Origin of the sequence: Pontibacillus marinus BH030004 = DSM 16465 (assembly GCF_000425225.1) — a bacterium.
Taxonomy (GTDB): domain Bacteria; phylum Bacillota; class Bacilli; order Bacillales; family BH030062; genus Pontibacillus; species Pontibacillus marinus.
Window position 1 is genome coordinate 97,861 of record NZ_KE384332.1, and the last position, 25,771, is coordinate 123,631.

Below are 25,771 nucleotides of genomic sequence, written 5' to 3' on the forward strand. Positions count from 1 at the left end.
TTTCTTTAAAATTTTTCATATAATTATAGTATTGGCATTACATCGAAGGAGGAGCCATTTTGAGCTTACGACTAATCAACATAGGATTTGGTAACGTTGTATCAGCAAATCGAATTATTTCGATCGTTTCACCAGAATCTGCTCCAATTAAGCGGATTATTACGGTGGCACGTGACAATAATAAACTGGTAGATGCTACATATGGCCGCCGTACCCGTGCGGTTATTATTACAGATAGTGATCATGTTGTCTTATCGGCTGTTCAACCAGAAACAGTTGGAGGTCGAGTGATTAGTCACGAGGACATGTCAGAAGAAGGGTAGGAGCATTATTGTGATTGATGAGAAAGGCATTTTATTTATACTCTCTGGACCATCTGGTGTAGGGAAAGGTACGGTTCGTAAGTCGTTATTCGAAAAAGATACGGATCTAAAATATTCCATTTCCATGACAACGCGCCCTCCACGTGAAGGTGAAGTTGATGGTGAAGATTATTTCTTTAAAACAAAAGAGGAGTTTGAAGATCTAATTGCGAATAAACAATTGATTGAATATGCCCAATACGTGGGAAACTATTACGGAACACCGAAAGAATACGTGCAGCAACAACTAGATGCTGGGAATGACGTATTTTTAGAAATCGAAGTCCAAGGTGCTCTTCAAGTAAAAGAAAACTTCCCAGAAGGTGTATTTGTCTTTTTAATTCCACCTAGTTTAGAGGATTTAAAAGATCGTATCATCGGTAGAGGAACTGAAACAGAAGACTTAGTAACGAATCGTTTAGCTGCTGCGAAAGAGGAGATCGAAATGATGGACTATTATGATTACGTAGTCGTCAACGATCAAGTGGACAAAGCTGTTCAGACGGTGCAATCCATTGTTCGCAGTGAACATTGCAAACGTGAGCGTGTTGCGATTCAGTATAAAAAAGCATTGGAGCGTGATGAATAATGATGTTAGAACCATCCATTGATAAGTTAATGCAAAATATTAATTCGAAATATACTTTAGTTACGTTGTCTGCACGTCGTGCGCGACAAATGCAAGAAACAAATAAGTACCTTATTGAGAATTATGATTCAGAAAAGTATGTTGGTATTGCTCTTGAGGAAGTAAATCAAGGGAAACTATACTACACCGTAGATGAAGACGCAGAATAACAACCTACTCAGGTTGTTATTTTTGTTTGTATGGGACGCTTGCGCTTCTCTATAATAACCTCTTTTTTAAGAATAGGAGCGACTAAATATGCTTAAAGGAAAAAATGTATTACTAGGGGTATCAGGTGGGATCGCTGCCTATAAAGCTTGTGCGTTAACCAGTAAGCTTGTTCAGGCAGGTGCGAATGTAACTGTAGTGATGACAAAGAGCTCACAGGAGTTCGTAACCCCACTAACCTTTCAAGCGCTGTCACGAAATCCGGTCTACACGGATACATTTGATGAGAAAATACCTGAGCAAATCGCTCACATTGATATTGCGGATTGGGCAGATTTAATTGTGTTAGCTCCTGCTACAGCAAACTTACTTGGTAAGGTTGCGAATGGAATCGCAGATGATATGTTAACGACAACATTACTGGCATCTGTTGCACCCGTATATGTAGCACCTGCTATGAATGTACATATGTATGCTCACCCAGCTGTACAAGATAACCTTAAACGCTTAGAAAGCTTTGGATATCGTTTTATTGAACCAGGAGATGGCTATCTAGCATGTGGCTATGTTGGAAAAGGCCGATTAGAAGAACCCGAAACCATTGTGAGTGTTTTAGAAAAGTCTGAAGAATCATCCTCGTTGCTAAAAGGTAAGCGTGTGTTGATTACAGCAGGTCCTACTCATGAAGAAATCGATCCTGTTCGCTTTTTTACAAACCACTCTTCAGGAAAAATGGGCTATGCGTTCGCAAAGGAAGCAGCTTCGTTAGGTGCCGAGGTTACTCTAGTGTCTGGCCCGACAAACCTAGATCCTCCAAAGGGAGTAACTGTTATTCAAGTCCATTCAGCTCATGAAATGTATGAACGTGTTTTAGAGCGTTACAAAGAACAGGACATCATTATAAAATCAGCGGCGGTTGCGGATTACAAACCAAAACATACTTTCGATCAGAAGATGAAGAAAAAAGACGGAGATCTTGTGATTGAAATGGAACGAACTCAGGATATTTTAAAAGCGCTTGGTGAAAAGAAACAACATCAGTTTTTAGTAGGATTTGCTGCAGAGACGCAAGATCCTCATATTTATGGAAAGCAAAAATTAGAAAAGAAAAATCTTGATGCTATTGTTGTAAACAATATTTCATCAGAAGGTGCAGGGTTTGGAGGCGATACAAATATCGTAAGCTATCTGAACCGTCATGGGGAACAAAAAGACTATCCGCTTTTATCGAAGGAAGAAGTCGCTTATGAAATTTTGCATCGAATAATGGATGATTTAAAGGATGTTCAGAATTGAAGATAGCTCGTGTCATAGTTGATGTACCAACAAGTCAAACAAACCGTCTTTTCGATTATCGTATCCCTGAACATCTGGAATCTGTTGTTGGGCGAGGTATGCGTGTTGTGATTCCTTTTGGTCCCAGAAAAATTATGGGATTTGTCATTGAGGTGACGGGTGAGACCAAATTAGATAAATTGAAAGATATTGTCGATGTAATGGATTTCACCCCAGTCCTTACAAACGAACTCATTGATTTGGGTAAGTGGATTTCTGAAACGACTCTATGTCTATACATAACTGCCTTTCAAGCCATGCTTCCCCAAGTACTTAAGGCAAAATATAAAAAGGAATTGTGGCTACTTGCTGAAGAGGAAGAATTAAATGACGATCTAGCTAAGCTATTCGCAGGAAGAGCAGTTATTTCTTATGAAGATTTGCAAGATTCGACCGTTTCTTATAGGCAAGTACAAAAAGGAATTCAGGACGGTTTGTTAGAGGTTCAATACAAAGTTAAAGGGCGAGAAACAAAAAAGACCGAAACATTTATAGCCCCAGCTGTAGATGTTATGAAATTAGAAGAGGCTTATGAAGATCTGTCTAAAGGAGCTAAAAAACAAAGGTTGATCCTTTCCTACTTTTTAGAGAACCCCGAAGAAGTACACCGACGAAAACTACTAGAGGTTTTGTCGACGACAACTGCATCCCTGAAACCATTAATCGAAAAAGGTCTCCTAGAAGAAGTTCATAAAGAAGTGTATCGCGACCCATACCAAGATCGGGAGTATGAGCGAACAACTCCATTTGATCTAACAGAAGAACAAGCAGGCGCAATTGAACCTATTTTACAATCGATTGAACATAAGGAGCACCACACCTTTCTATTACATGGTGTTACGGGTAGTGGTAAGACAGAAGTGTACTTACAATCCATTCAAAAGGTGATAGACCAAGGGAAAGAAGCGATTGTTCTTGTGCCTGAAATTGCTCTGACACCTCAGATGGTGGAACGGTTTAAAGGTAGATTTGGTTCTAAGGTTGCTGTGCTGCACAGTGCCCTTTCTTACGGTGAAAAATATGATGAATGGCGTAAAATACAACGAAAAGAAGTGCAAGTCGTTGTAGGCGCTCGTTCTGCCATTTTCGCTCCTTTTGAAAATGTCGGTATCATTATTATTGATGAAGAGCATGAATCGAGTTACAAGCAAGAGGATTACCCTCGTTATCATGCGAGAGATGTGGCGATTAAAAGAGGAGAACATCACCATTGTCCTGTTGTACTAGGCAGTGCAACCCCTACATTAGAATCTTTTGCAAGAGCGAAAAAGGACGTATATAAGCTTCTGAGTCTAAAGAAGCGTATGAATGAACAAGCCATGCCTGAAGTAGAGAAAGTTGATATGCGGGAAGAATTGCGTGCAGGGAATCGGTCGATGTTTTCACATGTACTACATGAAAAGATCTTGGACCGTATTCAAAAAGGGGAACAAGTGGTCTTGTTTTTAAATCGACGTGGTTATTCGACTTTTGTGATGTGCAGAGACTGTGGTCATGTGATGGAGTGTCCGCATTGTGATATTGCTTTAACGTATCATCGGCGTAGTGAGCGGTTAAAATGTCACTATTGTTCTTATGAGGAAGCCATGCCTACCATTTGTCCTTCTTGTGAGAGTGATTCCATTCGTTATTTTGGTACTGGTACACAAAAGGTAGAAGAGTCATTAGGTCAGCTGATTCCCGAGGCAAGAATTATTAGGATGGATGTTGATACAACAAGAAGAAAGGGTGCACATGAACGTTTGTTGACCCAATTTGCAAATCAGGAAGCAGATATATTGCTTGGAACACAAATGATTGCAAAAGGATTAGACTTTGCTAACGTAACATTAGTCGGCGTATTAGCGGCGGATGCTTTACTTCATTTACCTGACTTCCGTTCATCTGAAAAAACGTTTCAACTATTAACACAAGTAAGTGGGCGCGCGGGTCGTCACAAGTTACCTGGAGAAGTTATTGTACAAAGCTACACACCAGAGCATTACAGCATTGAGCTCGCGAGCCAATATGATTATGACGCATTTTTCTTAAAAGAAATGCAGATGAGAAAGATGTTCCAATATCCACCTTATTATTTTTTAGTGCTTCTCACCGTATCTCACCCGAATCAGATGTACACGATGGATATTACGAAGCAAATGGGTCAGTTTTTGCGGAACCACTTATCGGACAATTCAATTATACTTGGCCCGACACCATCGCCTTTAACACGGATCAAGGATAGATATCGATATCAATGCATGATAAAATATAGAGATGAACCATCGTTGTTAAAGATTATGAATCGACTATTTCAAATACATGAAGATGCGATACAAAACAATGATTTACAAATTACGATTGATTTTCAACCATACCAGCTAATGTAAGGAGTGAGATATCCGGATGAAACGCATCGTGTTTATGGGTACGCCGGATTTTGCCGTACCTGTTCTTCAAAGAGTTATAAAAGATGGCTATCATGTTGTAGCCGTTGTTACACAGCCGGATCGACCAAAAGGAAGAAAACGTGAGCTTACACCTCCACCAGTAAAAGTGGAAGCGGAGCATCATGATATTCCAGTATTGCAACCAGAGAAAATCAAACATGAATATGAGGATGTATTAGCCTTTGAACCTGATCTAATCATAACAGCTGCTTTTGGACAAATTTTGCCGAAAGAGCTTTTAGAAGGACCAGAGTATGGGTGTATTAACGTCCATGCATCCTTATTACCGGAATTACGCGGCGGCGCTCCGATCCATTATTCCATTTTGCAAGGGAAGAAGGAAACAGGTATTTCGATCATGTATATGGTTGAAGCTTTAGATGCAGGGGATGTTCTGTCTCAGAAATCTGTTGAAATAGAGGACCAAGACCATGTTGGAACCCTTCATGATAAACTGGCAGCAGCGGGCGCAGAGCTTTTAAGCGAAACGTTACCTGCACTGCTCAAGGGTGACATTGAACCTGTGAAACAAGATGAATCCAAGGTGACGTTTGCTTCCAATATTAAACGTGAGCAAGAAGAAATTGATTGGTCAAAAAATGCTTGGACGAATTACAATCATATTCGTGGCCTTCACCCATGGCCTGTTGCCTTTACAAAATGGAATGGCAAACCTATGAAAGTTTGGTGGGGGCAAAAGGTTGAGGAAAACTTTGATGGTAGACCAGGTGAAGTTGTCCAGATCGATGAAGATGGATTTGTAGTCCTATGTGGTGATCACAAAGGCATAAAAATTTTGGATTTACAACCTTCAGGTAAAAAACGTATGGACGCTGGTTCTTTCTTAAGAGGAGCTGGACAAGCTCTTTACCTTGGTGAAATGTTAGGAGAAGACGATGAGTAATATGGCATTACGAAATGCGGCATTAGATATTTTAACACGTGTTGGAGATGGAGGTGGGTATAGTCATCTCCTTATTAACCAAGCAATTGAAAAGAGAGGTCTAAGCAATCGCGACACTTCTCTGTTAACGGAAATTGTCTATGGTACGATCCAACGCAAACATACATTAGACTTTTATATTACACCCTTTGTTCAAAAGAAAAGTAAGCTAAAGCCATGGGTGCTTTGGCTTCTTTATATGTCAGTTTATCAAATGGTATATCTAGAACGAGTACCAGATCATGCTGTTATTAATGAAGCGGTTGAGATTTCAAAAAAACGTGGTCACAAAGGAATTGTGTCTATGGTGAATGGGATTTTGCGTAATGTTCAACGCAAAGGACTTCCTTCACTTGATTCTATCGAAGATCCAGTAGAAAGGTTGGCTGTTGAAACGAGTCATCCATTATGGCTTGTGAAGCGTTGGATTGATATGTATGGCGTGGATGAAACGAAAAGTATGTGTCATCAGAACTTGCAGCGTCCAACGATGAGCGTGCGAATTAACCCTATGAAAGCTACTAGAGAAAGGGTTATCGATCGCTTGCAGCAAGATGGCTTCGATTGTGAACCATCATTATTATCTCCACAAGGAATTCTTATTTTTAAAGGAAATATCGTAAATCATGCTTTATTTCAACAAGGTTTTGTCACAATTCAGGATGAGAGTTCTATGCTTGTTGGTGAAATGATGGATTTGAAAGCTGATATGAAAGTTTTAGATGCTTGCTCGGCACCAGGGGGTAAGGCTACTCATATTGCTGAAAAGCTAAATGATACGGGTGAAGTGTTTGCTTATGATCTACATGAAAAGAAAGTAAAGCTTGTTCGAGATAAAGCCGAACAACTTGGACTTGAAAACATTACAGCTAAGCAGGCGGACGGACGTAACTTACCTTCCATGCATGAGGAAAATACTTTTGATCGGATTTTACTGGACGCACCTTGCTCCGGGCTTGGAGTTGTCCGTGGTAAACCTGATATTAAATACTCAAAAACAACGGATGATATTTTGGCTCTATCTAACATTCAGGGAGAACTGTTAGATGCTGTGAGTTCACTGCTAAAAGAAAATGGGAAATTGGTTTATAGTACGTGTACAGTTGACCATGAAGAGAATGAAAAGCGTATTCAACAGTTTCTGGAGGATCATCCTGAGTATGAGGTGGACCAAGCATTTTTCGATGAACTTCCTGAAGAAGCTCGAGACTTACCAGGAATTACAGAATGGGGTTTACAATTATTCCCTCAGGATTTTGATACAGATGGTTTCTTTTTAACGAGATTGAAGAAGGCATAACGATCCTTGTGAAACGAATAAAATAGACAGGGGGTTAAAGGTTCTGAAATAAATTGATTAACCCTTATGACAAAACTTCATGATAAACTAGATGAAGAGTTTATATCAGTACAGAGGTTATACGTTCACGAATGTTACGAAGGAAAAGTACAAAAAGCTTGCAGTGATGCAGGAGAACGTATAGCCTTTGTGGTAATTATGGAAGTAGGAGAAATCCATCCTATAGTAAACATAAAAACACTTGTGGGAAGTAACGTGCTATGGAACGTAAGAAAGAGACGAGGTGAAACCATGAATGGCTATTTTTTAACAGACAAAGGTCAAGTTCGTAGCCATAACGAAGATGCAGGGGGAATCTTTTTCAATCAACATGATCAGTTTTTAGCTGTTGTGGCTGATGGCATGGGTGGTCATCGTGCTGGTGATGTTGCAAGTAATATTGCAACAACTTCTATACATAAAAGATGGCTAGAAGCTGAAAAGATTGAAACTCCTGAAGATGCAGAAAAATGGTTGAATGAACAAATCCAGGATATTAATAAAGAAGTATTCCAACATGCGGTGGAAAATGAGGAATGTCAGGGAATGGGGACGACAATCGTTGCTTCAATTGGTACGGATGAATTCATTACCGTAGCTCATATTGGTGACAGTCGTTGTTATCTTGCTAACGAGTTTGGATTCAAACAAGTTACTGAAGACCATTCATTAGTTAATGAACTCGTTCGGACAGGCCAAATATCTACGCAGGATGCAGAACATCACCCTCGTAAAAATGTATTATTGAAAGCTCTTGGAACAGAAGAAGAAACAAGCGTAGATGTAAAGACTATTGGATGGACAGAGGATAATAAGCTGTTGCTATGCTCGGACGGTCTATCTAACAAAATGTCAGACGATGAATTAATTGAATTTGTTGAAGAACCATTACCTCTAGAGCAAGCAGCTGAGAAGCTAATTCAATTCGCTAATGAACGTGGTGGAGAGGATAACATCTCATTAGTGCTTGTGCATTATGATGAGCCTATGGAAGAAGGTGCATCCTAATGCTCAATGGCCATTTACTGAATGATCGCTATGAGATCCGTGAAACCATTGGTGGCGGAGGCATGGCGAATGTTTATGTAGCGAGGGACACAATTCTTAATCGCGACGTAGCGATCAAAGTGTTACGGTTAGAATATGCGAATGATGATGAATTTATTGCTCGTTTTCGACGTGAAGCCCATTCAGCTACAAGTTTATCACATCCGAATATCGTCAATATTTATGATGTTGGTGAAGAGGAACATATTTATTATATGGTGATGGAATATGTAGACGGGATGACCTTGAAGCAATACATACAAACCTATGGTCCACTTGAAGTAGAGGAATCTTTGGAAATTACAAAACAGATTACTGCTGCTATTACTCATGCACATGACAATGATATTATTCATCGCGATATTAAGCCTCAAAACATCTTAATTGATGAACATAAACAAGTGAAAGTAACGGACTTCGGCATTGCAATGGCGTTAAGTGCTACATCTTTAACACAAACCAATTCTGTTTTAGGATCCGTTCATTATTTGTCTCCTGAACAAGCTCGTGGAGGTATGGCAACAAAGAAATCAGATATCTACTCAATTGGTATAGTCATGTTTGAAATGCTTACAGGTCGATTGCCATTTTCAGGCCAATCTGCTGTTTCGATTGCTTTGAAACATTTGCAAAGTGAAACCCCTTCATTAAAAAGGTGGAATCCTGACACTCCTCAAAGCGTTGAGAATGTTGTATTAAAAGCAACTGCTAAGGATCCGTTTCACAGATATAATGATGTTCATGATATGGTAGAAGACTTGGAAAAAGCTCTTCATCCTTCTCGTCAAAATGAAGAGAAGTTTGTTATACCTGTTCCAGAAGATGAGGAAGTTACAAAGGCAATTCCAGTTATAACAAACGATATGTATAAAGAAGATGGGGCTAAGGACGAGACGATCATTCATAATACAGATCATTCAAGCTTTAAGAATGAGAATAAAGAAAATAAAGCAAAGAAGTCGTTTAGGTGGAAACCTTGGTTAATAGGCTTACTTTTATTCGTTGTTGCAGCAGGAATTGCTGGTTTGTTCTTCTTGCCTAAATTACTTATCCCTAAAGATGTCCAAGTTGAAGATGTGTCAGGCATGGAATATGCAGATGCATTTGAACAGCTTAGTGAGCAAAACCTTGAAGTAAGGCGTGAATCAATCCATTCCAATGAAGTGAAGGAAGGTTATGTAATTAAAACGGATCCTGCGGCAGGTACTACGATAAAAGAGGGCGCACGTGTAACGGTCTTTTCGAGTTTAGGAAAAGAGCGTGTGAAATTTGATGACTATGTGGGACAAACATTTTCACAAGTTAAGAAGCTACTCGAAGGAAAAGGGTATTCTGTAATTAAATACACTATGAATAATCCTGATATACCTAAGGGTGAAATTATTCGCCAAACTGAGCCCAACCCTGGGGAGATGGTTATTCCAGAAAACACAACAGTCATTTTTGAAGTGAGTGATGGTCCTAAGAAAGTCACACTACGTGATTTGACAGGAAAAACATTGGAAGAAGTGTATAACGTAGTTGGAGAAACCAATAATATTTCTCTAAAAGAACCCAAATATGAGTTTTCTGAAACCGTACCTGAGGGAGAGGTCATTCGACAGAAGCCTGAACCATATGCACAAGTTACTCCTGGGACTGAAGTGGAAGTATGGGTTTCTAAAGGGATGAAAGAGAAACCTCCGGTAAATAAAGTAGTGACATTTACGATAAGAGTGAATGAAAATCAAGATGAAGATGATAAAGAAAAACCAGAAAAACACAAGGTTAAAATCTATATAGGTGATATGAATCGAGACATCACGGAGGTTGCAAGGGAAGAAAAAATTAGAGAGAGCACCCAATACAACCTAAACTTGACGATCCCGGCAGGGGGAGAAGCTCGTTATAAAGTGATGCTTGATGATACCGTTGTAAAAGAGGAAGTTGTACCATATGAAGAAGGTGAAAATGAGTAAATGCCAATCGGTAAAATTATAAAATCGTTAAGCGGCTTTTATTATGTACAATCCGAAGGTTCTGTATATCAATGTAAAGGAAGAGGGAACTTTCGAAAAAAGAAAATTACACTTTTAGTTGGCGATGACGTTACATTTGAAATGGATCAAAACGAAGAAGGTTATATCCTTGACGTCCAACCTAGGAAAAATGAACTCGTACGACCACCAATAGCTAACATAGATCAAGCGATCATAGTATCATCCGTTGTCGAACCAGATTTCAAACCACTCTTACTAGATCGTTTCTTAGTACTTATTGAATCTATGAACATTGAACCGATCATAGTTCTAACTAAGATGGATTTATTGAGTGAGGATGGTCAAGCTTCTATTGAATCCTATAAAAAAGATTATGAGGCGCTTGGGTATCAAGTAGTGGTTGGCTCATCGAAAATAGAAGACAGCTTGCATGAAGTATCCTCATATTTAGAGGATAAAGTAACGGTCATAGCTGGGCAGTCTGGGGTAGGGAAATCTTCAATGCTTAATGCGTTGAAACCTCAATTAGACCTTGAAACGAATGATATTTCTAAAAGTCTTGGCCGAGGAAAACACACAACGCGTCATGTAGAGTTGATTGATATGTATGGAGGCCTTGTAGCCGATACTCCTGGGTTTAGTTCGTTAGAGTTCCAAACCCTTGAGTATGATGAGCTACCTGACTGTTTTCCTGAACTGAGAGAGCATGGAGAGTATTGTAAGTTTCGTGGATGCTTGCATAAAAAAGAGCCGAAGTGTGCTGTGAAAGAAGCTGTACAAAATGGAGATATTCCTGAATACCGATATGAGCATTATCTACAATTTTTAGAGGAAATTCAGAACAGAAAGCCGAGGTATTAACATATGACAAAGATTGCACCATCAATTCTATCTGCAGACTTTTCAAAGTTAGGTGAAGAAATAAAAGATGTTGAACGAGGCGGTAGTGATTATATTCATGTGGATGTCATGGATGGCCACTTTGTACCTAATATTACAATCGGACCTCTTATTGTTGAATCGATTCGTCCGATAACCGATTTACCACTCGACGTACACTTAATGATTGAAAATCCAGATCAATATATCGAACAGTTTGCTAAGGCTGGATCAGATATTATCACGGTCCATCAAGAGGCATGCCCTCACTTGCATAGAACGATTCAGTTGATTAAGAGCTATGGTGTGAAGGCTGGAGTCGTAATCAACCCAGCTACACCAGCTGAGCTCATTAAACCAATCTTAGCTGATGTAGATCTTGTTCTTCTAATGACTGTGAACCCTGGTTTTGGTGGACAATCCTTTATTGATTCAGTTGTTCCAAAAATTGAGCAAGTATCTTCATGGCGTGAAGAACTAGGCCTCTCTTTTGAAATTGAGATCGACGGAGGAGTCAAAAAAGGTACGGCAAAACGATGTGTTGATGCAGGTGCTGATGTTCTTGTAGCAGGTAGTGCTGTATTTAAACAAGAAGACCGAGCTAAAGCTATTCAAGACATTTTAAATGATAAATAATAAGAAAACTGCCTTTTATTCAAAAGGCAGTTTTTTGTAATGATAGTAAGGTAGGTGTTTGATATGAGAAAAGTAGCGATTGTTGGGGGAGGACCTGAAGAAGCGATTCCTGATTTAAGACTTTTTGATGAGGAAGTTCTTTGGATAGGAGCAGACCGAGGGGCTCATGTTTTATTAAGTCAAGGGATTCAACCCACAGAAGCTGTAGGGGATTTTGACTCCGTGACGAATGAAGAAAAGTCTCTCATACAAGAGAAAGCTCAGCATTTTGAGGAGCATCCTTCAGAGAAAGATGAGACAGACCTTGAACTAGCTTTGCAAAAAGCATACTCCTATCAGCCAGATGTTTTATATTTGTTTGGGGTAACAGGCGGTCGTATGGATCATGGTTTAATTAATTTGCAACTTCTTTACCCTCTTGAAGAGAAAGGCATTCGAGGCATTGTTATTGATAAAGGAAATTGGGTTGAATTAAGGAAGTCTGGAACACATATAGTAGAGTATGATGATCTTTATCCGAATATCTCCTTTATTCCATTCACACCTGAGGTTAAAGGGATAACATTGGAAGGTTTCTACTATCCTCTAGAGAATCAAGACGTACCATGGGGCTCGACTTTATGTATTTCAAATAAGCTTATTTCAGAAAAAGGTACTTTTTCATTTAATGAAGGCATACTATTACTTGTAAAGAGCCGAGATGTAAATGAGGTATCAATGTAGATCCTGGCTATCATCTAATCAATTCTTGGTCACAGTATGGTAGAGGAGGGGGAACGAATGAAGTTCTATACAATTAAACTCCCACGCTTTATTGGTGGTTTTGTACGCGTAGTTATGGGCACATTTAAGAAGAATTAACAACGGTTTACGTTGTTTACACCATGCTATTATTACATGTCATCTGAAAAAGATTATGAAACAAAAAAAGCACCCAAAATTGGGTGCTTTTTTTGCAGCGTTTATGATTAAACGCGTTGAACCTTACCAGATTTCAATGCGCGAGTTGAAACGTAAACCTTTTGAGGCTTTCCGTCAATCATAACACGTACTTTTTGTACATTTGATTTGAACTTACGTTTATTCGCATTCATCGCGTGTGAACGGTGGTTTCCAGAAGTTGTTTTACGACCTGTGATTTCACATTTACGGCTCATATTTTTTCCCTCCTACTTGCATATAAAGCTTTCTTGTATGTCTTCAAATACTTATACAATTTATCATATCACTCATAGTTTTTCAAGGATTCACACAAAATATATCAAGAAAATAAACTTGACAGACTAATGGTTTTGATTCATTGTAATAAGGGGTTTTTCTGTACATGCATAGGTATAAAACGGATAAAACTTTTAAAAATGAAGAGCTTATAGTAAAATGACCTTAAGTTTAAGAAGAACGAAGGAGGATACTTATGTCCATCGATTTAAATACAAACTATGGTCATGTAACCATCACAAATGATGTGATCGCTACCGTCGCAGGGGGAGCTGCAGTAGAATGCTACGGCATTGTAGGGATGGCTTCAAAGAACCAATTGAAAGACGGCATAGCCGAAATTCTTCGTAAAGAGAATTTTTCTAGAGGTGTAATTGTTCGCCAAGAGGAAGAATCTGTACATATCGATATGTACATTATTGTAAGCTATGGAACGAAAATTTCAGAGGTAGCGCATAATGTGCAATCCCAAGTAAAATACACCTTAAATCAAACCGTTGGATTATCTGTGGACTCCGTTAATATTTATATTCAAGGAGTTCGTGTGGCCCAAGACGACGAATAGGGATCAAGGTTGAAATGAAGGAGGAAGCTGGAGTGACGACACGTACGTTAGATGGAGCAACATTTGCCCAAATGGTACTCTCAGGAGCACACCATTTAACGAATAATGCAAAAATGATCGACGCTCTCAATGTGTTTCCTGTGCCAGATGGTGATACAGGAACGAATATGAATTTATCTATGACCTCAGGAGCTAATGAGGTGCGTAATGTTCAAAATGATCATGTTGGAGAAGTAGCAAAAAGCTTTGCCAAAGGATTGTTAATGGGAGCGCGTGGGAACTCTGGAGTCATTTTGTCTCAGTTGTTCCGTGGATTTTCAAAGGCAGTTGAAGATAAACAAACCATTACAACTGCTGATTTAGCTGAAGCCTTTGATGCAGGTGTGAAGACAGCGTATAAAGCTGTAATGAAGCCTGTTGAAGGAACGATTTTAACCGTTGCAAAAGATTCAGCTGAAGCAGCTCAAAAAGCTGCTGAAGACCATGAAGATATTATTGAGTTCATGGAAGATGTACTTAAGCATGCGAATGCATCTTTAAAACGCACACCAGAACTACTACCTGTTTTAAAAGAAGTTGGTGTAGTTGATAGTGGTGGACAAGGCCTCGTAACGATCTATGAAGGGTTTTTAGCTAATCTTAAGGGAGAAGAGCTTCCTGAAAGTACTGAAACCACTCCATCAATGGATGAGATGGTTAACGCTGAACACCACAAATTAGCACAAGACTTCATGGATACGTCAGAGATCGAGTTCGGTTATTGCACAGAATTCATGGTGAAGTTTGAAGATGAAAAATTACAAGAGAACCCATTTGACGAGGATACATTCCGTAATGAATTAAGTGAAATAGGGGATTCTTTATTAGTTGTTTCCGATGATGAACTTGTAAAAGTACACGTTCACGCTGAACATCCAGGCGATGCGATGAATCTTGGACAACGTTTCGGTAGTTTAATTAACATGAAAATTGAAAACATGCGCGAACAACACACTTCTATCGTAGGAGAACAGAAAAAGGCCCAACCAAAATCAGAAGAAAAAGCGGACTACGCTATTGTTACGGTTGCTATGGGATCAGGTATTAAACAAATGTTCGAAAGCCTAGGAGCTACGGTTGTTATTGAAGGTGGCCAAACGATGAATCCAAGTACTCAGGATTTAGCAGAGGCCATTCAAGAAGCGCATGCGAAAAATGTCATTCTTTTACCGAATAACAAAAACATCATTATGGCTGCTGAACAAGCTGCAGACCTTGCTGAGGATAATGTAACCGTTGTTCCAACAAAAACAGTACCTCAAGGTATGAGTGCTTTATTAGCCTTTAACCCTGAGCAATCCATCGAGGATAATTCTGAAGGTATGCAAGAAGCAGCAAGTGCTGTGAAGACAGGTCAGTTAACCTATGCTGTTCGCGATACCCAAATCGATGGTTTGGATATCGAAGAGGGGAACTTTATGGGGATTAAGGATGGAAAGATCTCCATTACTCATAAAGAAAAATTAGAAGCAGCTAAAGGTCTTCTATCTGATATGATTGACGAAGAGGAAGATGAAATTCTTACAATTCTACAAGGTGAAGAAGCGACAACGGAAGAGGTTGAAGCTTTAGAAGCTTTCTTAGAGGAAAACTTTGAAGATTTAGAGGTTGAAGTCCACAAAGGAAACCAGCCGATCTATTCTTTCATCTTTTCAGTTGAATAAGACTTATCTATAAAATGCCTACAAGCGATTAGCTTGCAGGCATTTTTTGTGTATTCAGCTATGGCAGGATTGTTGAAGACTTGATTCCGAGATATTGGTTGGGAGGAGTCCGTTGCTATTGAGTAGTTTGTTGCGGTCAGTGAAACGGCAAGCCTGTTGTGGAAGAAAAGCCGAGCCTCCTCGTGCCTGCGGGGTCTCGTCTTCCCTTTGTACCACGACAGTTTGCCGTTTCCTTCCCTCCACGCGTTTATAGAAACTAACGGACCATAATTTGACTATCCCACCTCATGTTGGTTGGAAATCATATTCAGAGAAGTTGTTCAGAGTCTTGTCATGATAGGCTTATACTACCTGGAAACAGAACACCTCATCCCAGAATTACGGCGGTTCCGTTAATCTCCATTCGGCTAAGGCGGGCTGTGGAACGGGGTGACTCCTCCGGTAGAAAGGGCGAGCGAGATCCCGCAGGAACGAAGTGACGAGGAAGCTCGATCGGTCTTCCGGGGAAAGCAACCCGTTCCACAGCCCGCCGATCTGCACAAAGGCAACGGAACCATACGCACCTTATCTCGAAACCAAGTCTTCAACAAGGGGGCTATAAATGAAGATCTCATGATTTCTCCCATACAAAAAAAGCCGCTTGGGTCCAAGCGGCTTTTTCCAGATCAATATCCAATTGACTTCATAATAAACTCAGCTAAAAACATGCATGCAATGATGACAATAGGCACAGAGATTTCTTTTTTCTTCCCAATCGCGAACTTCACAATCGGGTAAGCAATAAATCCAAATGCCATTCCATCCGCAATGCTATACGTGAACGGAATCATCACCATAATCAAGAAAGCAGGAATCGCTTCAGACAGATCCTCGAGAGAAATATGGCGGATATTCTGTACCATTAAAGCCCCTACAATAATTAAAATAGGACTAATAGCCATCGAAGGGATCCATGAGATAAATGGAATGAAAAGAATCGTTACAAGGAAAAGAACTCCTGTTGTAATCGATGCCTTACCAGTTTTCCCTTCTGATGCAATTACCGCTGCACTTTCTGCAGAAGAAACAGTTGGTGACGTCCCGAAGAAAGCACAAGTTAAGGCTGAGAATGCAGTGGACTTGAACGATTTACGGAATTTATCTTGTTGATTTAGCATGCTTAACTGACCGTTAATGAGTCCCATGTTCTCAAACACAAGAACAATCGTTAATGGAAATACGCCCATCCAAAACGCTAGTTCATCAATAGCTGAGAAGGATGGCATGAATGCCCACTGAACATCTAAGTTCTGATTGACACCTGTTTTTCCGTCTAACACACCAAACATATAGGCCAATAACGTTCCAGAAGCCATCGTAATTAAAAAGTGGCCAGGTACGTTTTTGACAAAAAGAAAAATTCCGATTCCTAGAGTCAGTAAACTTACCATTACAATAGGGGAAGTGAGGTCTCCTAATTCAATAAGAGAATGTTCACCTCTTACAACGAGACCCCCTTTTTCTAACCCAATAAGTGTTAAGAAAAAGCCGAGTCCGACTGTAATGGCATGCTTAAGGCTATCAGGTATGGCTGTTTGGAGCCATCCGCCTAGTTTTGTCATAGCAACTATGATAAATAAGACGGAGGATACCAATACGACACCTAATCCTTCTTGGAAGGTGAGCCCTGCTCCTTGAACAATGGAATACGCAAACAACGCATTAACTCCCATGCCAGGAATTAAAATCATTGGTGCGTTGGCCCATAGTCCCAGTAGCACACATCCTACAAAACTTGCTAGAATCGTCGCGATCATTGCATTTTGAACCGATACACCTGCTTCACTTAAAATCGAACTATTCACAGCAACAATATAAACGGTTGTTAAATAGCCAATAAGTCCAGCAGTTATATCCTTACGAACAGAATGACCTGTTGTATCTAGGTTCTGTTGTTTCATTTGCAATCCTCGTTCAATTGTAGCCCTCTCCCGCCCGATTACGTGTAATCACTAGTAAAGCGATTGCACCTAATCCACAAGAGTTTATTATAAGAACTTTCTAGGAATTTATCAACCATTATTCGAAAGAGATGATTTTTGTTATAATAGATATGGTTAAAGTTTTGTGCTATTTTAAAAGAATGAATGCGTTTACAAAAATAAATATAGAAATGAAGAAGCAAAAGAGGATGGTGGCATAATGAAATACAAATCCGTTTTTGATATTATTGGTCCTATTATGATTGGACCTTCTAGTTCTCATACAGCAGGTGCTGCACGTATTGGGCGAGTTACACGCTCTTTATTCGGAAGAGAACCGAAGTGGGTGAAGATTCATTTATATGGATCTTTTGCTAAGACATATAAAGGTCATGGTACAGATGTGGCCTTAATGGGTGGCATATTAGATTACGACACATATGATCCACGAATTAGTAAGTCATTAGAAGTAGCTAAAGAAAAAGGCATTAAAGTACAATTTCATGAAGAGGATGCACACACAGATCACCCTAATACTGCTCGAGTTCGTATTGGGGATGATGACGGTGACATCGAGCTTGTAGGAATTTCTATCGGTGGTGGAAAGGCTGAAATTACTGAATTAAATGGATTTGAGCTTCGTTTATCAGGAGAACACCCAGCGATTTTAGTCATGCACAATGATCGTTTTGGAGCTATCGCTACTGTTACACAGGCGCTCGCTAAGCATGAGTTAAACATTGGTCATATGGAAGTTTCTCGTAAAGAAGTTGGGAAAGAAGCGCTAATGGTGATCGAAGTTGACCAAAATGTCTCGGATAATGTGTTAAAAGAACTTGAAGCATTTGACAATATATTGCAAGTAGCTAAAGTAGTGGAATAAGGGGGAGTTTTGAATGAAGGTACTATTTCGAAATGTAGCTGAAATGGTTGAACTTTGTGAAAGTGAAAATATATCAATCTCTGAATTGATGATCCGACAAGAGATGAATGTTAAGGATTTGTCCTATGATGAAGTCTATGGCCAAATGGAGAAAAACTTAGACGTTATGGAAAAAGCCATTGAAGATGGCCTTAAGGGTGTTGAATCACACTCTGGTCTTACAGGTGGAGACGCAGTATTAATCCAAAAATATATGCAAAATCATGAACCGTTATCTGGAGATATCTTAATGGATGCGGTAAGTAAAGCAGTAGCCACAAACGAAGTAAACGCAGCTATGGGAACAATTTGTGCGACACCGACAGCTGGAAGTGCTGGTTGTGTACCAGGTACTCTCTTTGCTGTAAAAAATAAATTAAACCCAACTCGAGAGCAAATGGTACGCTACTTATTTACCTCAGGTGCGTTTGGGTTTGTTGTTGCAAATAATGCTTCCATTTCTGGTGCAGCAGGAGGTTGTCAGGCAGAAGTAGGATCTGCTGCTGGTATGGCTGCCGGAGCTATTGTAGAAATGGCTGGAGGAACTCCTGCTCAAAGTGCAGAAGCCATGGCTATTACGTTGAAAAATATGCTTGGTCTAGTGTGTGATCCGGTTGCTGGTCTTGTTGAAGTGCCTTGTGTGAAGCGGAATGCTATGGGAGCTTCAAATGCTGTTGTAGCTGCAGACATGGCGCTAGCAGGTGTGACGAGTCGAATTCCTTGTGATGAAGTGATCGATGCGATGTTCAAGATTGGTCAGTCCATGCCAACCGCTTTAAAAGAAACGGCACAGGGTGGTCTTGCTGCAACACCTACAGGGCGTGAATTAGAAGCAAAAGTGTACGGAATTAATTTAAAGAAAGAGTGAGACTAGGTGTTACAACAGTCGGTTTTACAAGTATCCGGTATTGGAGAAAAGATGAAAGAATCCCTCGAGAATATGGGGATCTACACGATTGAAGATTTACTGTTTTATTTTCCATTCCGCTATGATGTTCACGAGGTGAAACCGCTAACAGAGCTTGTTCATAATGAAAAAGAAACGATTGAAGGGGAGGTTATTGGAGAACCTTCCCTAACCTTTTATGGGCGGAAAAAATCTCGCTTAATGCTAACACTTCAAGTTGAACAATTTGCTGTTAAAGCGGTTATGTTTAATCGAGCTTTTGCTAAGAAGCAATTAAATCCTGGTGATACAGTTACAGTCACGGGAAAATGGGACCAACATCGTCTCCAAATCACCGTGAGCCAATACAAAAAAGGCAAAATCAAATCTCAAGGTACGATTGACCCCGTATATTCTCTTAAAGGTGATGTGAAGCTTGCTACATTCCGTAAGTGGGTTCATAAAGCCGTTAATCAATACCACTCCTACATAGAAGAGATTCTCCCGTATGAGTATCTTGAACAATATAAACTCCCAGCACGAGATCAGGCGGTTCAAAGCATGCATTTTCCTGAAGACAGGCGAATGCTTAAGCATGCCAAAAGGCGCTTTATCTATGAGGAGTTTCTTTTATTTCAGTTAAAAATGCAATTGCTACGAAAAATGAAGCGAGAGTCGTCACTCGGAAATGAGCAGGAATATGATCGTGATGCGCTTGCATCATTTATGAATAGTCTTCCATTTACGTTGACTGGAGCACAACAAAAAGCATTGAAGGAAGTTCTTCATGATATGAAGTCTCATTATCGAATGAATAGGCTACTACAAGGTGATGTTGGTTCAGGAAAAACAGCCGTGGCAGCTATTGCACTTTATGGGACCATCACAGCAGGAAAACAGGGTGCCTTGATGGTGCCTACAGAAATTTTAGCTGAACAACACCATGAGTCGTTACAAGAGATGTTTGGTGACAAAGCTAATGTTGTTCTGTTGACAGGGTCTACGAAAGGTAAACGTCGTCGTGAGATTCTTGAACAAATTGAACAGCATGAAGCCAATATTGTTGTTGGTACACATGCGCTCATTCAGGATGATGTGCAGTATTCTGATCTTGGCTTAGTTGTTGTTGATGAACAGCACCGATTTGGTGTGAACCAAAGGCGTACACTTCGAGACAAAGGATTGGCACCTGATGTTTTATTTATGACGGCAACGCCTATCCCCAGAACGCTTGCTATAACAGCTTTTGGTGACATGGATGTTTCTGTTATAGATGAGATGCCTGCTGGTCGTAAACCTGTAGAGACATATTGGGCAAAAGATCATATGCTAGACCGTGTGCTTACCTTTATACAAAATGAAGTCAATCAAGGCCACCAGGCGTATGTTATCGCTCCATTGATTGAAGAATCAGATAAACTTGACATTCAAAACGCTGTTGATATTCATATGCAGCTTCAACAGTATTTTTCAGATTCAGTAAAAGTAGGGTTAATGCACGGACGCTTAAGTGTAGATGAAAAAGAAGAAGTCATGAGGCAGTTTGCCGAAAATGAAATACAAGTGCTTGTGTCTACAACGGTTGTTGAAGTTGGTGTAAACGTACCTAACGCTACCATTATGTTAATTTATGATGCAGAACGCTTTGGGTTATCTCAACTTCATCAGCTACGTGGGCGAGTAGGACGTGGCAGCTCTCAGAGTTACTGTATATTACTAGCAGATCCAAAGAATGACGTCGGAAAAGAGAGAATGCGTGTTATGACGGAGACAACAGATGGATTTGAATTATCAGAGCATGACTTGCAATTACGTGGACCCGGAGACTTCTTTGGTACTAAACAAAGTGGAATGCCTGTATTTAAAGTAGCTGATATGGTTCATGATTACCGAGCTTTAGAGACTGCACGCAATGATGCTCAAACGATCATCATGAATGGTTCACTTGATAACGATGAAGAATATAAAGGGTTGAAAGAAGAACTACGGAAGGACCCTGTTTTACAAGGGGAAGTGTTAGATTAGGAATTAGAAAGGCATGAAAGCTGAAGGAAGATTATGTATAAATGCTTAAGAAACACCCACAATCTAACGGTATTCGACTAAATCTCCCCCTTGCATAAGATGGGTAGGTATTATATATTACTATTAGTACCTAGTCATAATTGGACGGTGTGTTAAGTATGAAACGAAATAAACAGGAACGACAAGCACGCTTACAAGAAAAAATCGAACAAATGCCATTCATTACAGATGAAGAGCTTGCTAAAACTTTTGGAGTTAGCATACAAACGATTCGTCTTGATCGAATGGAATTATCGATTCCTGAATTACGCGAACGAATTAAATCCGTCGCTACAAATCAATGGAATGAGACGGTCAAAGCCTTACCCCTTGATGAAGTTATTGGTGAGGTTATAGATTTAGAACTTGATCAAAAAGCGATATCCATATTAGATATACGAGAAGAGCATGTATTTTCCCGAAACCGTATTGCGAGAGGTCACCATTTATTTGCTCAGGCCAATTCATTAGCTGTTGCCGTAATAAATGATGAACTTGCTTTAACAGCTAAATCAGAGCTCCAGTTTAAACGACAAGTTAAACAAGGTGAGCGTGTAGTGGCTAAAGCTAGTGTAGAAGGGCATGATGAAAAAGGGAGAACGATCGTAAATGTGGTAAGTTCAGTTGAAAGTGAAACTGTGTTTTCGGGTGAATTTATTATGTATCGTTCAAATGAACATAAAGGAGAGTCCTAACCATGAAGATAGCAATTGATGCCATGGGAGGAGATCATGCTCCTAAAGAAATTGTATTAGGAGCAGTTCAAGCTGTTAAAGAAATCCCGAACCTTGAAATCACTCTTATTGGAGACGAAGAGAAAATCCAGCCATTAGTAGAGGATGCTTCTTCTATTAATATTATACATACAACGGAAGTAATCACGAGTGAGGACGAGCCTGTTCGTGCTGTGCGTCGCAAGAAGAACGCTTCTATGGTGTTAATGGCTAAAGAAGTTAAAGAAGGACGAGCAGGTGCTTGTATATCTGCAGGGAATACGGGAGCCTTAATGAGTGCAGGCTTATTTGTAGTCGGTCGTATCAAAGGAATTGAACGTCCTGCTCTAAGTCCAACACTTCCAACGATTGATGGAAAAGGATTTTTATTATTAGATGTAGGGGCTAATGTGGATGCAAAGCCACAACACCTCGTTCAATATGCAGTTATGGGATCGATTTATACTGAAAATGTAAGAGGTATACAAGCCCCTAGAGTAGGCTTATTAAATGTAGGAACAGAAGATGGAAAAGGGAACGACCTTACTAAAAAAGCTTTTGAGCAATTAAAGCAAGCCCCTGTTAACTTTGTAGGAAATGTTGAAGCGCGTGACCTTTTAAATGGTGTAGCTGATGTAGTCGTAACAGATGGATTTACAGGCAATGTTGCATTGAAAACAGTAGAGGGAACAGCCTTATCCATGTTTTCAATGATAAAAGACACTTTTATGACGAATTGGAAGACTAAATTGGCCGCAAGCATGGTTAAAAAAGATCTCAAAGGGTTGAAAGACCAGTTAGATTACTCTGAGTATGGTGGAGCTGGCTTATTTGGATTAGCATCTCCAGTCATTAAAGCTCATGGTTCATCCAATGCCCGTGCGATGTACAATGCGATTAAACAAGCTTGCCATATGATTGAACATGATGTGAATCAAACCATAGCTGATACTGTACAGAACATAGATTTTATGGAGGAGGATAACGAATGAAGAAAGTAGCTTTTGTTTTTCCAGGACAAGGCTCTCAAGAAGTGGGAATGGGAAAAGCTTTTTATGATGAATATCCTTCTGTAAAAGAATTATTTCATAAAGCCGATTCCTTGTTAGACGTTCCATTGTCCGAATACATGTTAGAAGGCCCTCAAGAAACATTGACAAAAACAGAGAACGCTCAACCAGCTTTATTATTAACAAGTAGCGTAATCACAAACTTATTAAATGAAGAAGGCGTAAAACCAGCAATGGTGGCAGGACATAGTCTTGGTGAATATAGCGCTTTAGTTGCAGCTGGTTCACTATCATTAGAAGATGCCATACAACTCGTTCAGACTAGAGGAAAGTTAATGGAGGAAGCTGTACCATCCGGTGAAGGTGCAATGGCTGCAGTTCTTGGTCTTGATGCTGAAACGATTGATGGTGTAGCAGCAGAAATTCGTGATCAAGGCGAAGTTGTAGATGTAGCAAACTACAATTGTCCTGGCCAAATTGTTATTTCAGGCTCAAAAGAAGGCGTCGACAATGCGTGTGAACGATTAAAAGAAAAAGGTGCTAAACGCGCTTTGCCACTAAATGTTAGTGGGCCATTCCACTCTCGCCTAATGAAACCTGCAAGTGAAAAGTTTCAGGACACCCTTGATGATGTTTCCATTCAAGATGCTGAAGTTCCTGTTTATGCAAACGTAACAGCAGAAGCCATTCAAGATCAGACTCGTATTTTTGAATTGCTTGTGGAACAGTTATATTCTCCGGTTCGTTTTGAAGAAACCATTAAGAATATGATGGACAAAGATATTGATGCGTTTGTAGAAGTTGGAAATGGGAAAGTACTAAGTGGTTTAATTCGTAAGGTGAATCGTCGTATGAAGACTTTTACAATTCAAGACCCAGAATCGTTACAACAATTTTTAGAATGGTATAAGGAGGATTAATCGATGTTAGATGGAAAAGTAGCCTTAGTAACAGGTGCTTCTAGAGGAATAGGTCGTGCCATTGCTTTAGAACTAGCCAGACAAGGAGCGAAGGTAGCAGTAAACTATGCAGGAAGTGAACAAAAAGCTCAAGAAGTAGTTGATGAAATTAATGAGCTTGGCTCAGAAGGAATTAAAATTCAAGCCAATGTCTCTTCTGAGGATGATGTTAAGAGCATGGTAAAAGAAGTTGTCGATACTTACGGGGGCATCGACATCCTAGTAAACAATGCTGGTATTACAAGAGATAACCTCCTTATGCGCATGAAAGAGGAAGAATTTGATCAAGTTATTGATACAAACCTTAAAGGTGTTTTCTTAACTACGAAAGCTGTGACTCGTCCTATGATGAAGAAGCGGGGCGGTAAAATCATTAACATCGCATCAGTTGTAGGTGTGAGCGGAAACCCTGGTCAGGCTAATTACGTAGCAGCTAAAGCTGGAGTAATCGGTATGACCAAGTCATCAGCAAAAGAGCTTGCGAGTCGAAACATCCTTGTTAATGCTGTTGCACCAGGCTTTATTGAAACGGATATGACAGACCAATTGACTGATGAACAAGTTGAATCCATGAATAGTATGATTCCACTAGCTCGATTAGGAAATGGTGAAGATATTGCAAAAGTAGTGAAGTTCTTAGCTTCTGACGATTCCAATTACATTACTGGCCAGACGATCCATGTCGACGGTGGTATGGTCATGTAATTTTCGTTGAAAACTATTCATGAAAATAAGTTCATGATCTAGTTTTTTTCAACAGAATCTTCTATAATTACTGAAGGGAGGTGAACGAGAATGGCAGATGTTTTAGAACGTGTAAAAGGTATTGTTGCTGAGCGTCTTGATGTAGAACAGTCTAAAATCACAATGGAAGCTTCTTTCAAGGATGATCTAGAAGCAGACTCTCTTGATGTGGTTGAGCTTGTAATGGAGCTTGAAGATGAGTTCGACATGGAAATCTCTGACGAAGATGCTGAAAAGATTGAAACGGTAGGCGATGCTGTTAACTACATAAACAGTCATCAATCATAATAGAGGAGGAGAGTCTCGCAAATGCGAGGCTTTCTCTGTATCCTATCGTTTATGTGAAAAATAGAGAATAGGTGGCATGAAAACAGTGGATTTTTCGAAATTTCAAGAGCAGATTGGAATTGTATTTAATAATGAATCACTACTAGAACAGGCTTTCACCCATTCATCTTATGTGAATGAGCATCGCACCAAAGAATATGATGATAACGAGCGCTTAGAGTTTTTAGGGGATGCTGTGTTAGAGCTAGCAATCTCACAGTATTTATATCGTAAGCATCCAGATATGTCAGAAGGAGAGCTCACAAAGTTTCGTGCATCCATAGTTTGTGAAGCATCCTTAGTGCGATTTGCGAATGACTTAAACTTTAGTGAATTGATCTATTTAGGTAAAGGGGAAGAAATGACAGGAGGCCGTGAACGCCCTGCTCTTCTTGCGGATGTATTTGAAGCCTTTATTGGTGCCTTATATTTAGATCGAGATTTTCAAACGGTTATTCGCTTTTTAGAAGAGTTCGTTTATCCTAAGATTAAAAAAGGTGCTTTTTCGCATGCGATGGATTATAAAAGTCAGTTGCAAGAAGTTGTGCAACGAGAGAAGAATGGCGTAATTGAATATGAGATTGTGGAAGAAAAAGGTCCAGCTCATAATCGAGAGTTCGTAGCTCATGTATTTATACAGGGCGACCGTGCAGGAATCGGGCTTGGCCGTACGAAAAAAGAAGCAGAACAAAGCGCAGCTAAAGAAGCGCTGGATGAATTTGATACTGCTGAATAAACGTAACCATCTCTACAACGTGATTGGTTTTTGTCAGTAGAATCAAAGAAGGGCGACACCTCATATGAGGTGTCGCCCTTCTTTGATATTATTCCTCTATAGCCCCCTTATCTTGAAGACTTGGTTTCGAGATAAAGTGCGAGGCGGTAGTGCAGGGGGGCGAGGGAATTCGGCGTCTAGCCGTGGGATTCTGTCGCCTACCCGAGGGATTCCGTCGC

26 protein-coding genes are annotated in these 25,771 nt (G+C 39.9%); 24 read left to right on the forward strand and 2 right to left on the reverse strand.

Going from position 1 to position 25,771, the window contains the following annotated elements; all coding sequences use genetic code 11:
- Positions 1 to 59: 59 nt before the first annotated feature.
- The 13 genes from remA (at position 60) to spoVM (ending at position 12,606) form a co-directional block, all read left to right on the forward strand.
- On the forward strand, positions 60 to 323 hold the full coding sequence (gene remA / locus H514_RS0118160; protein ID WP_027448232.1) for an extracellular matrix/biofilm regulator RemA: 264 nt from the start codon (positions 60 to 62) through the stop codon (positions 321 to 323).
- A 10-nt stretch (positions 324 to 333) separates the two neighbouring features.
- Positions 334 to 951: a guanylate kinase gene (gmk, locus tag H514_RS0118165; protein ID WP_027448233.1), complete on the forward strand. Its 618-nt coding sequence runs from the start codon at positions 334 to 336 to the stop codon at positions 949 to 951.
- Positions 951 to 1,160 (forward strand): DNA-directed RNA polymerase subunit omega, encoded by a 210-nt coding sequence (gene rpoZ / locus H514_RS0118170; protein WP_027448234.1) that lies wholly within the window; start codon positions 951 to 953, stop codon positions 1,158 to 1,160. Before gmk ends, rpoZ begins: the two co-directional genes overlap by 1 nt.
- Before the next feature lie 88 nt (positions 1,161 to 1,248).
- Entirely contained in the window at positions 1,249 to 2,454 is a 1,206-nt protein-coding gene (coaBC, locus tag H514_RS0118175) for a bifunctional phosphopantothenoylcysteine decarboxylase/phosphopantothenate--cysteine ligase CoaBC (protein WP_027448235.1), read from the forward strand.
- Positions 2,451 to 4,862, forward strand: coding sequence for a primosomal protein N' (priA, locus tag H514_RS0118180; protein WP_027448236.1), 2,412 nt, complete (start codon positions 2,451 to 2,453; stop codon positions 4,860 to 4,862). Before coaBC ends, priA begins: the two co-directional genes overlap by 4 nt.
- 16 nt (positions 4,863 to 4,878) lie before the next feature.
- Positions 4,879 to 5,826 carry a methionyl-tRNA formyltransferase gene (gene fmt / locus H514_RS0118185; protein ID WP_027448237.1) on the forward strand — a complete coding sequence of 316 codons (948 nt, stop codon included), beginning with the start codon at positions 4,879 to 4,881 and terminating at the stop codon, positions 5,824 to 5,826.
- Positions 5,819 to 7,165 carry a 16S rRNA (cytosine(967)-C(5))-methyltransferase RsmB gene (gene rsmB / locus H514_RS0118190; protein ID WP_027448238.1) on the forward strand — a complete coding sequence of 449 codons (1,347 nt, stop codon included), beginning with the start codon at positions 5,819 to 5,821 and terminating at the stop codon, positions 7,163 to 7,165. Before fmt ends, rsmB begins: the two co-directional genes overlap by 8 nt.
- A gap of 66 nt (positions 7,166 to 7,231) precedes the next feature.
- Positions 7,232 to 8,212 (forward strand): Stp1/IreP family PP2C-type Ser/Thr phosphatase, encoded by a 981-nt coding sequence (locus H514_RS0118195; RefSeq protein ID WP_324604054.1) that lies wholly within the window; start codon positions 7,232 to 7,234, stop codon positions 8,210 to 8,212.
- Positions 8,212 to 10,209: a Stk1 family PASTA domain-containing Ser/Thr kinase gene (pknB, locus tag H514_RS0118200; RefSeq protein ID WP_027448240.1), complete on the forward strand. Its 1,998-nt coding sequence runs from the start codon at positions 8,212 to 8,214 to the stop codon at positions 10,207 to 10,209. Before H514_RS0118195 ends, pknB begins: the two co-directional genes overlap by 1 nt.
- Complete coding sequence (gene rsgA, locus H514_RS0118205; protein WP_027448241.1) at positions 10,210 to 11,091, forward strand: ribosome small subunit-dependent GTPase A; 882 nt, start codon at positions 10,210 to 10,212, stop codon at positions 11,089 to 11,091. It begins immediately after the preceding gene.
- 3 nt (positions 11,092 to 11,094) lie between these two features.
- Positions 11,095 to 11,745 carry a ribulose-phosphate 3-epimerase gene (rpe, locus tag H514_RS0118210; protein ID WP_027448242.1) on the forward strand — a complete coding sequence of 217 codons (651 nt, stop codon included), beginning with the start codon at positions 11,095 to 11,097 and terminating at the stop codon, positions 11,743 to 11,745.
- Between the two features lie 63 nt (positions 11,746 to 11,808).
- A complete protein-coding gene (locus tag H514_RS0118215; protein ID WP_027448243.1) occupies positions 11,809 to 12,468 on the forward strand; it encodes a thiamine diphosphokinase in 660 nt (219 codons plus the stop codon).
- 57 nt (positions 12,469 to 12,525) lie between these two features.
- Positions 12,526 to 12,606, forward strand: a complete 81-nt coding sequence (gene spoVM / locus H514_RS23485; protein ID WP_036842541.1) for a stage V sporulation protein SpoVM — start codon at positions 12,526 to 12,528, stop codon at positions 12,604 to 12,606.
- A gap of 107 nt (positions 12,607 to 12,713) precedes the next feature.
- On the opposite strand, the gene rpmB is transcribed toward spoVM, so the two are convergent.
- Positions 12,714 to 12,902 (reverse strand): 50S ribosomal protein L28, encoded by a 189-nt coding sequence (gene rpmB, locus H514_RS0118225; protein ID WP_027448244.1) that lies wholly within the window; start codon positions 12,900 to 12,902, stop codon positions 12,714 to 12,716.
- A gap of 257 nt (positions 12,903 to 13,159) precedes the next feature.
- Between rpmB and H514_RS0118230 the strand changes: the two genes are divergently transcribed.
- Both H514_RS0118230 and H514_RS0118235 read left to right on the forward strand, forming a co-directional pair.
- Positions 13,160 to 13,528, forward strand: a complete 369-nt coding sequence (locus tag H514_RS0118230) for an Asp23/Gls24 family envelope stress response protein (RefSeq protein ID WP_027448245.1) — start codon at positions 13,160 to 13,162, stop codon at positions 13,526 to 13,528.
- 32 nt (positions 13,529 to 13,560) lie between these two features.
- Positions 13,561 to 15,231, forward strand: coding sequence for a DAK2 domain-containing protein (locus tag H514_RS0118235; protein ID WP_027448246.1), 1,671 nt, complete (start codon positions 13,561 to 13,563; stop codon positions 15,229 to 15,231).
- A 665-nt stretch (positions 15,232 to 15,896) separates the two neighbouring features.
- Here H514_RS0118235 and H514_RS0118240 read toward each other — a convergent pair.
- Positions 15,897 to 17,171 (reverse strand): NCS2 family permease, encoded by a 1,275-nt coding sequence (locus H514_RS0118240; RefSeq protein WP_027448247.1) that lies wholly within the window; start codon positions 17,169 to 17,171, stop codon positions 15,897 to 15,899.
- Between the two features lie 241 nt (positions 17,172 to 17,412).
- Here H514_RS0118240 and sdaAB point away from each other — a divergent pair, with 241 nt between their 5' ends.
- The 9 genes from sdaAB (at position 17,413) to rnc (ending at position 25,553) form a co-directional block, all read left to right on the forward strand.
- Complete coding sequence (gene sdaAB / locus H514_RS0118245) at positions 17,413 to 18,075, forward strand: L-serine ammonia-lyase, iron-sulfur-dependent subunit beta (protein WP_027448248.1); 663 nt, start codon at positions 17,413 to 17,415, stop codon at positions 18,073 to 18,075.
- 13 nt (positions 18,076 to 18,088) lie between these two features.
- Positions 18,089 to 18,982 (forward strand): L-serine ammonia-lyase, iron-sulfur-dependent, subunit alpha, encoded by an 894-nt coding sequence (gene sdaAA, locus H514_RS0118250; RefSeq protein WP_027448249.1) that lies wholly within the window; start codon positions 18,089 to 18,091, stop codon positions 18,980 to 18,982.
- 6 nt (positions 18,983 to 18,988) lie between these two features.
- Complete coding sequence (gene recG / locus H514_RS0118255; protein WP_027448250.1) at positions 18,989 to 21,025, forward strand: ATP-dependent DNA helicase RecG; 2,037 nt, start codon at positions 18,989 to 18,991, stop codon at positions 21,023 to 21,025.
- A gap of 158 nt (positions 21,026 to 21,183) precedes the next feature.
- Positions 21,184 to 21,759: a transcription factor FapR gene (gene fapR, locus H514_RS0118260; protein WP_027448251.1), complete on the forward strand. Its 576-nt coding sequence runs from the start codon at positions 21,184 to 21,186 to the stop codon at positions 21,757 to 21,759.
- Between the two features lie 2 nt (positions 21,760 to 21,761).
- The gene (plsX, locus tag H514_RS0118265; RefSeq protein ID WP_027448252.1) at positions 21,762 to 22,769 is read left to right on the forward strand and encodes a phosphate acyltransferase PlsX; all 1,008 of its coding nucleotides are present in this window, start codon (positions 21,762 to 21,764) and stop codon (positions 22,767 to 22,769) included.
- A complete protein-coding gene (gene fabD, locus H514_RS0118270) occupies positions 22,766 to 23,707 on the forward strand; it encodes an ACP S-malonyltransferase (RefSeq protein ID WP_027448253.1) in 942 nt (313 codons plus the stop codon). Before plsX ends, fabD begins: the two co-directional genes overlap by 4 nt.
- Before the next feature lie 3 nt (positions 23,708 to 23,710).
- Entirely contained in the window at positions 23,711 to 24,451 is a 741-nt protein-coding gene (fabG, locus tag H514_RS0118275; RefSeq protein ID WP_027448254.1) for a 3-oxoacyl-[acyl-carrier-protein] reductase, read from the forward strand.
- 90 nt (positions 24,452 to 24,541) lie between these two features.
- Positions 24,542 to 24,778, forward strand: coding sequence for an acyl carrier protein (acpP, locus tag H514_RS0118280; RefSeq protein ID WP_027448255.1), 237 nt, complete (start codon positions 24,542 to 24,544; stop codon positions 24,776 to 24,778).
- An 85-nt stretch (positions 24,779 to 24,863) separates the two neighbouring features.
- Positions 24,864 to 25,553, forward strand: coding sequence for a ribonuclease III (rnc, locus tag H514_RS0118285; RefSeq protein WP_407946869.1), 690 nt, complete (start codon positions 24,864 to 24,866; stop codon positions 25,551 to 25,553).
- Positions 25,554 to 25,771 lie beyond the last annotated feature (218 nt).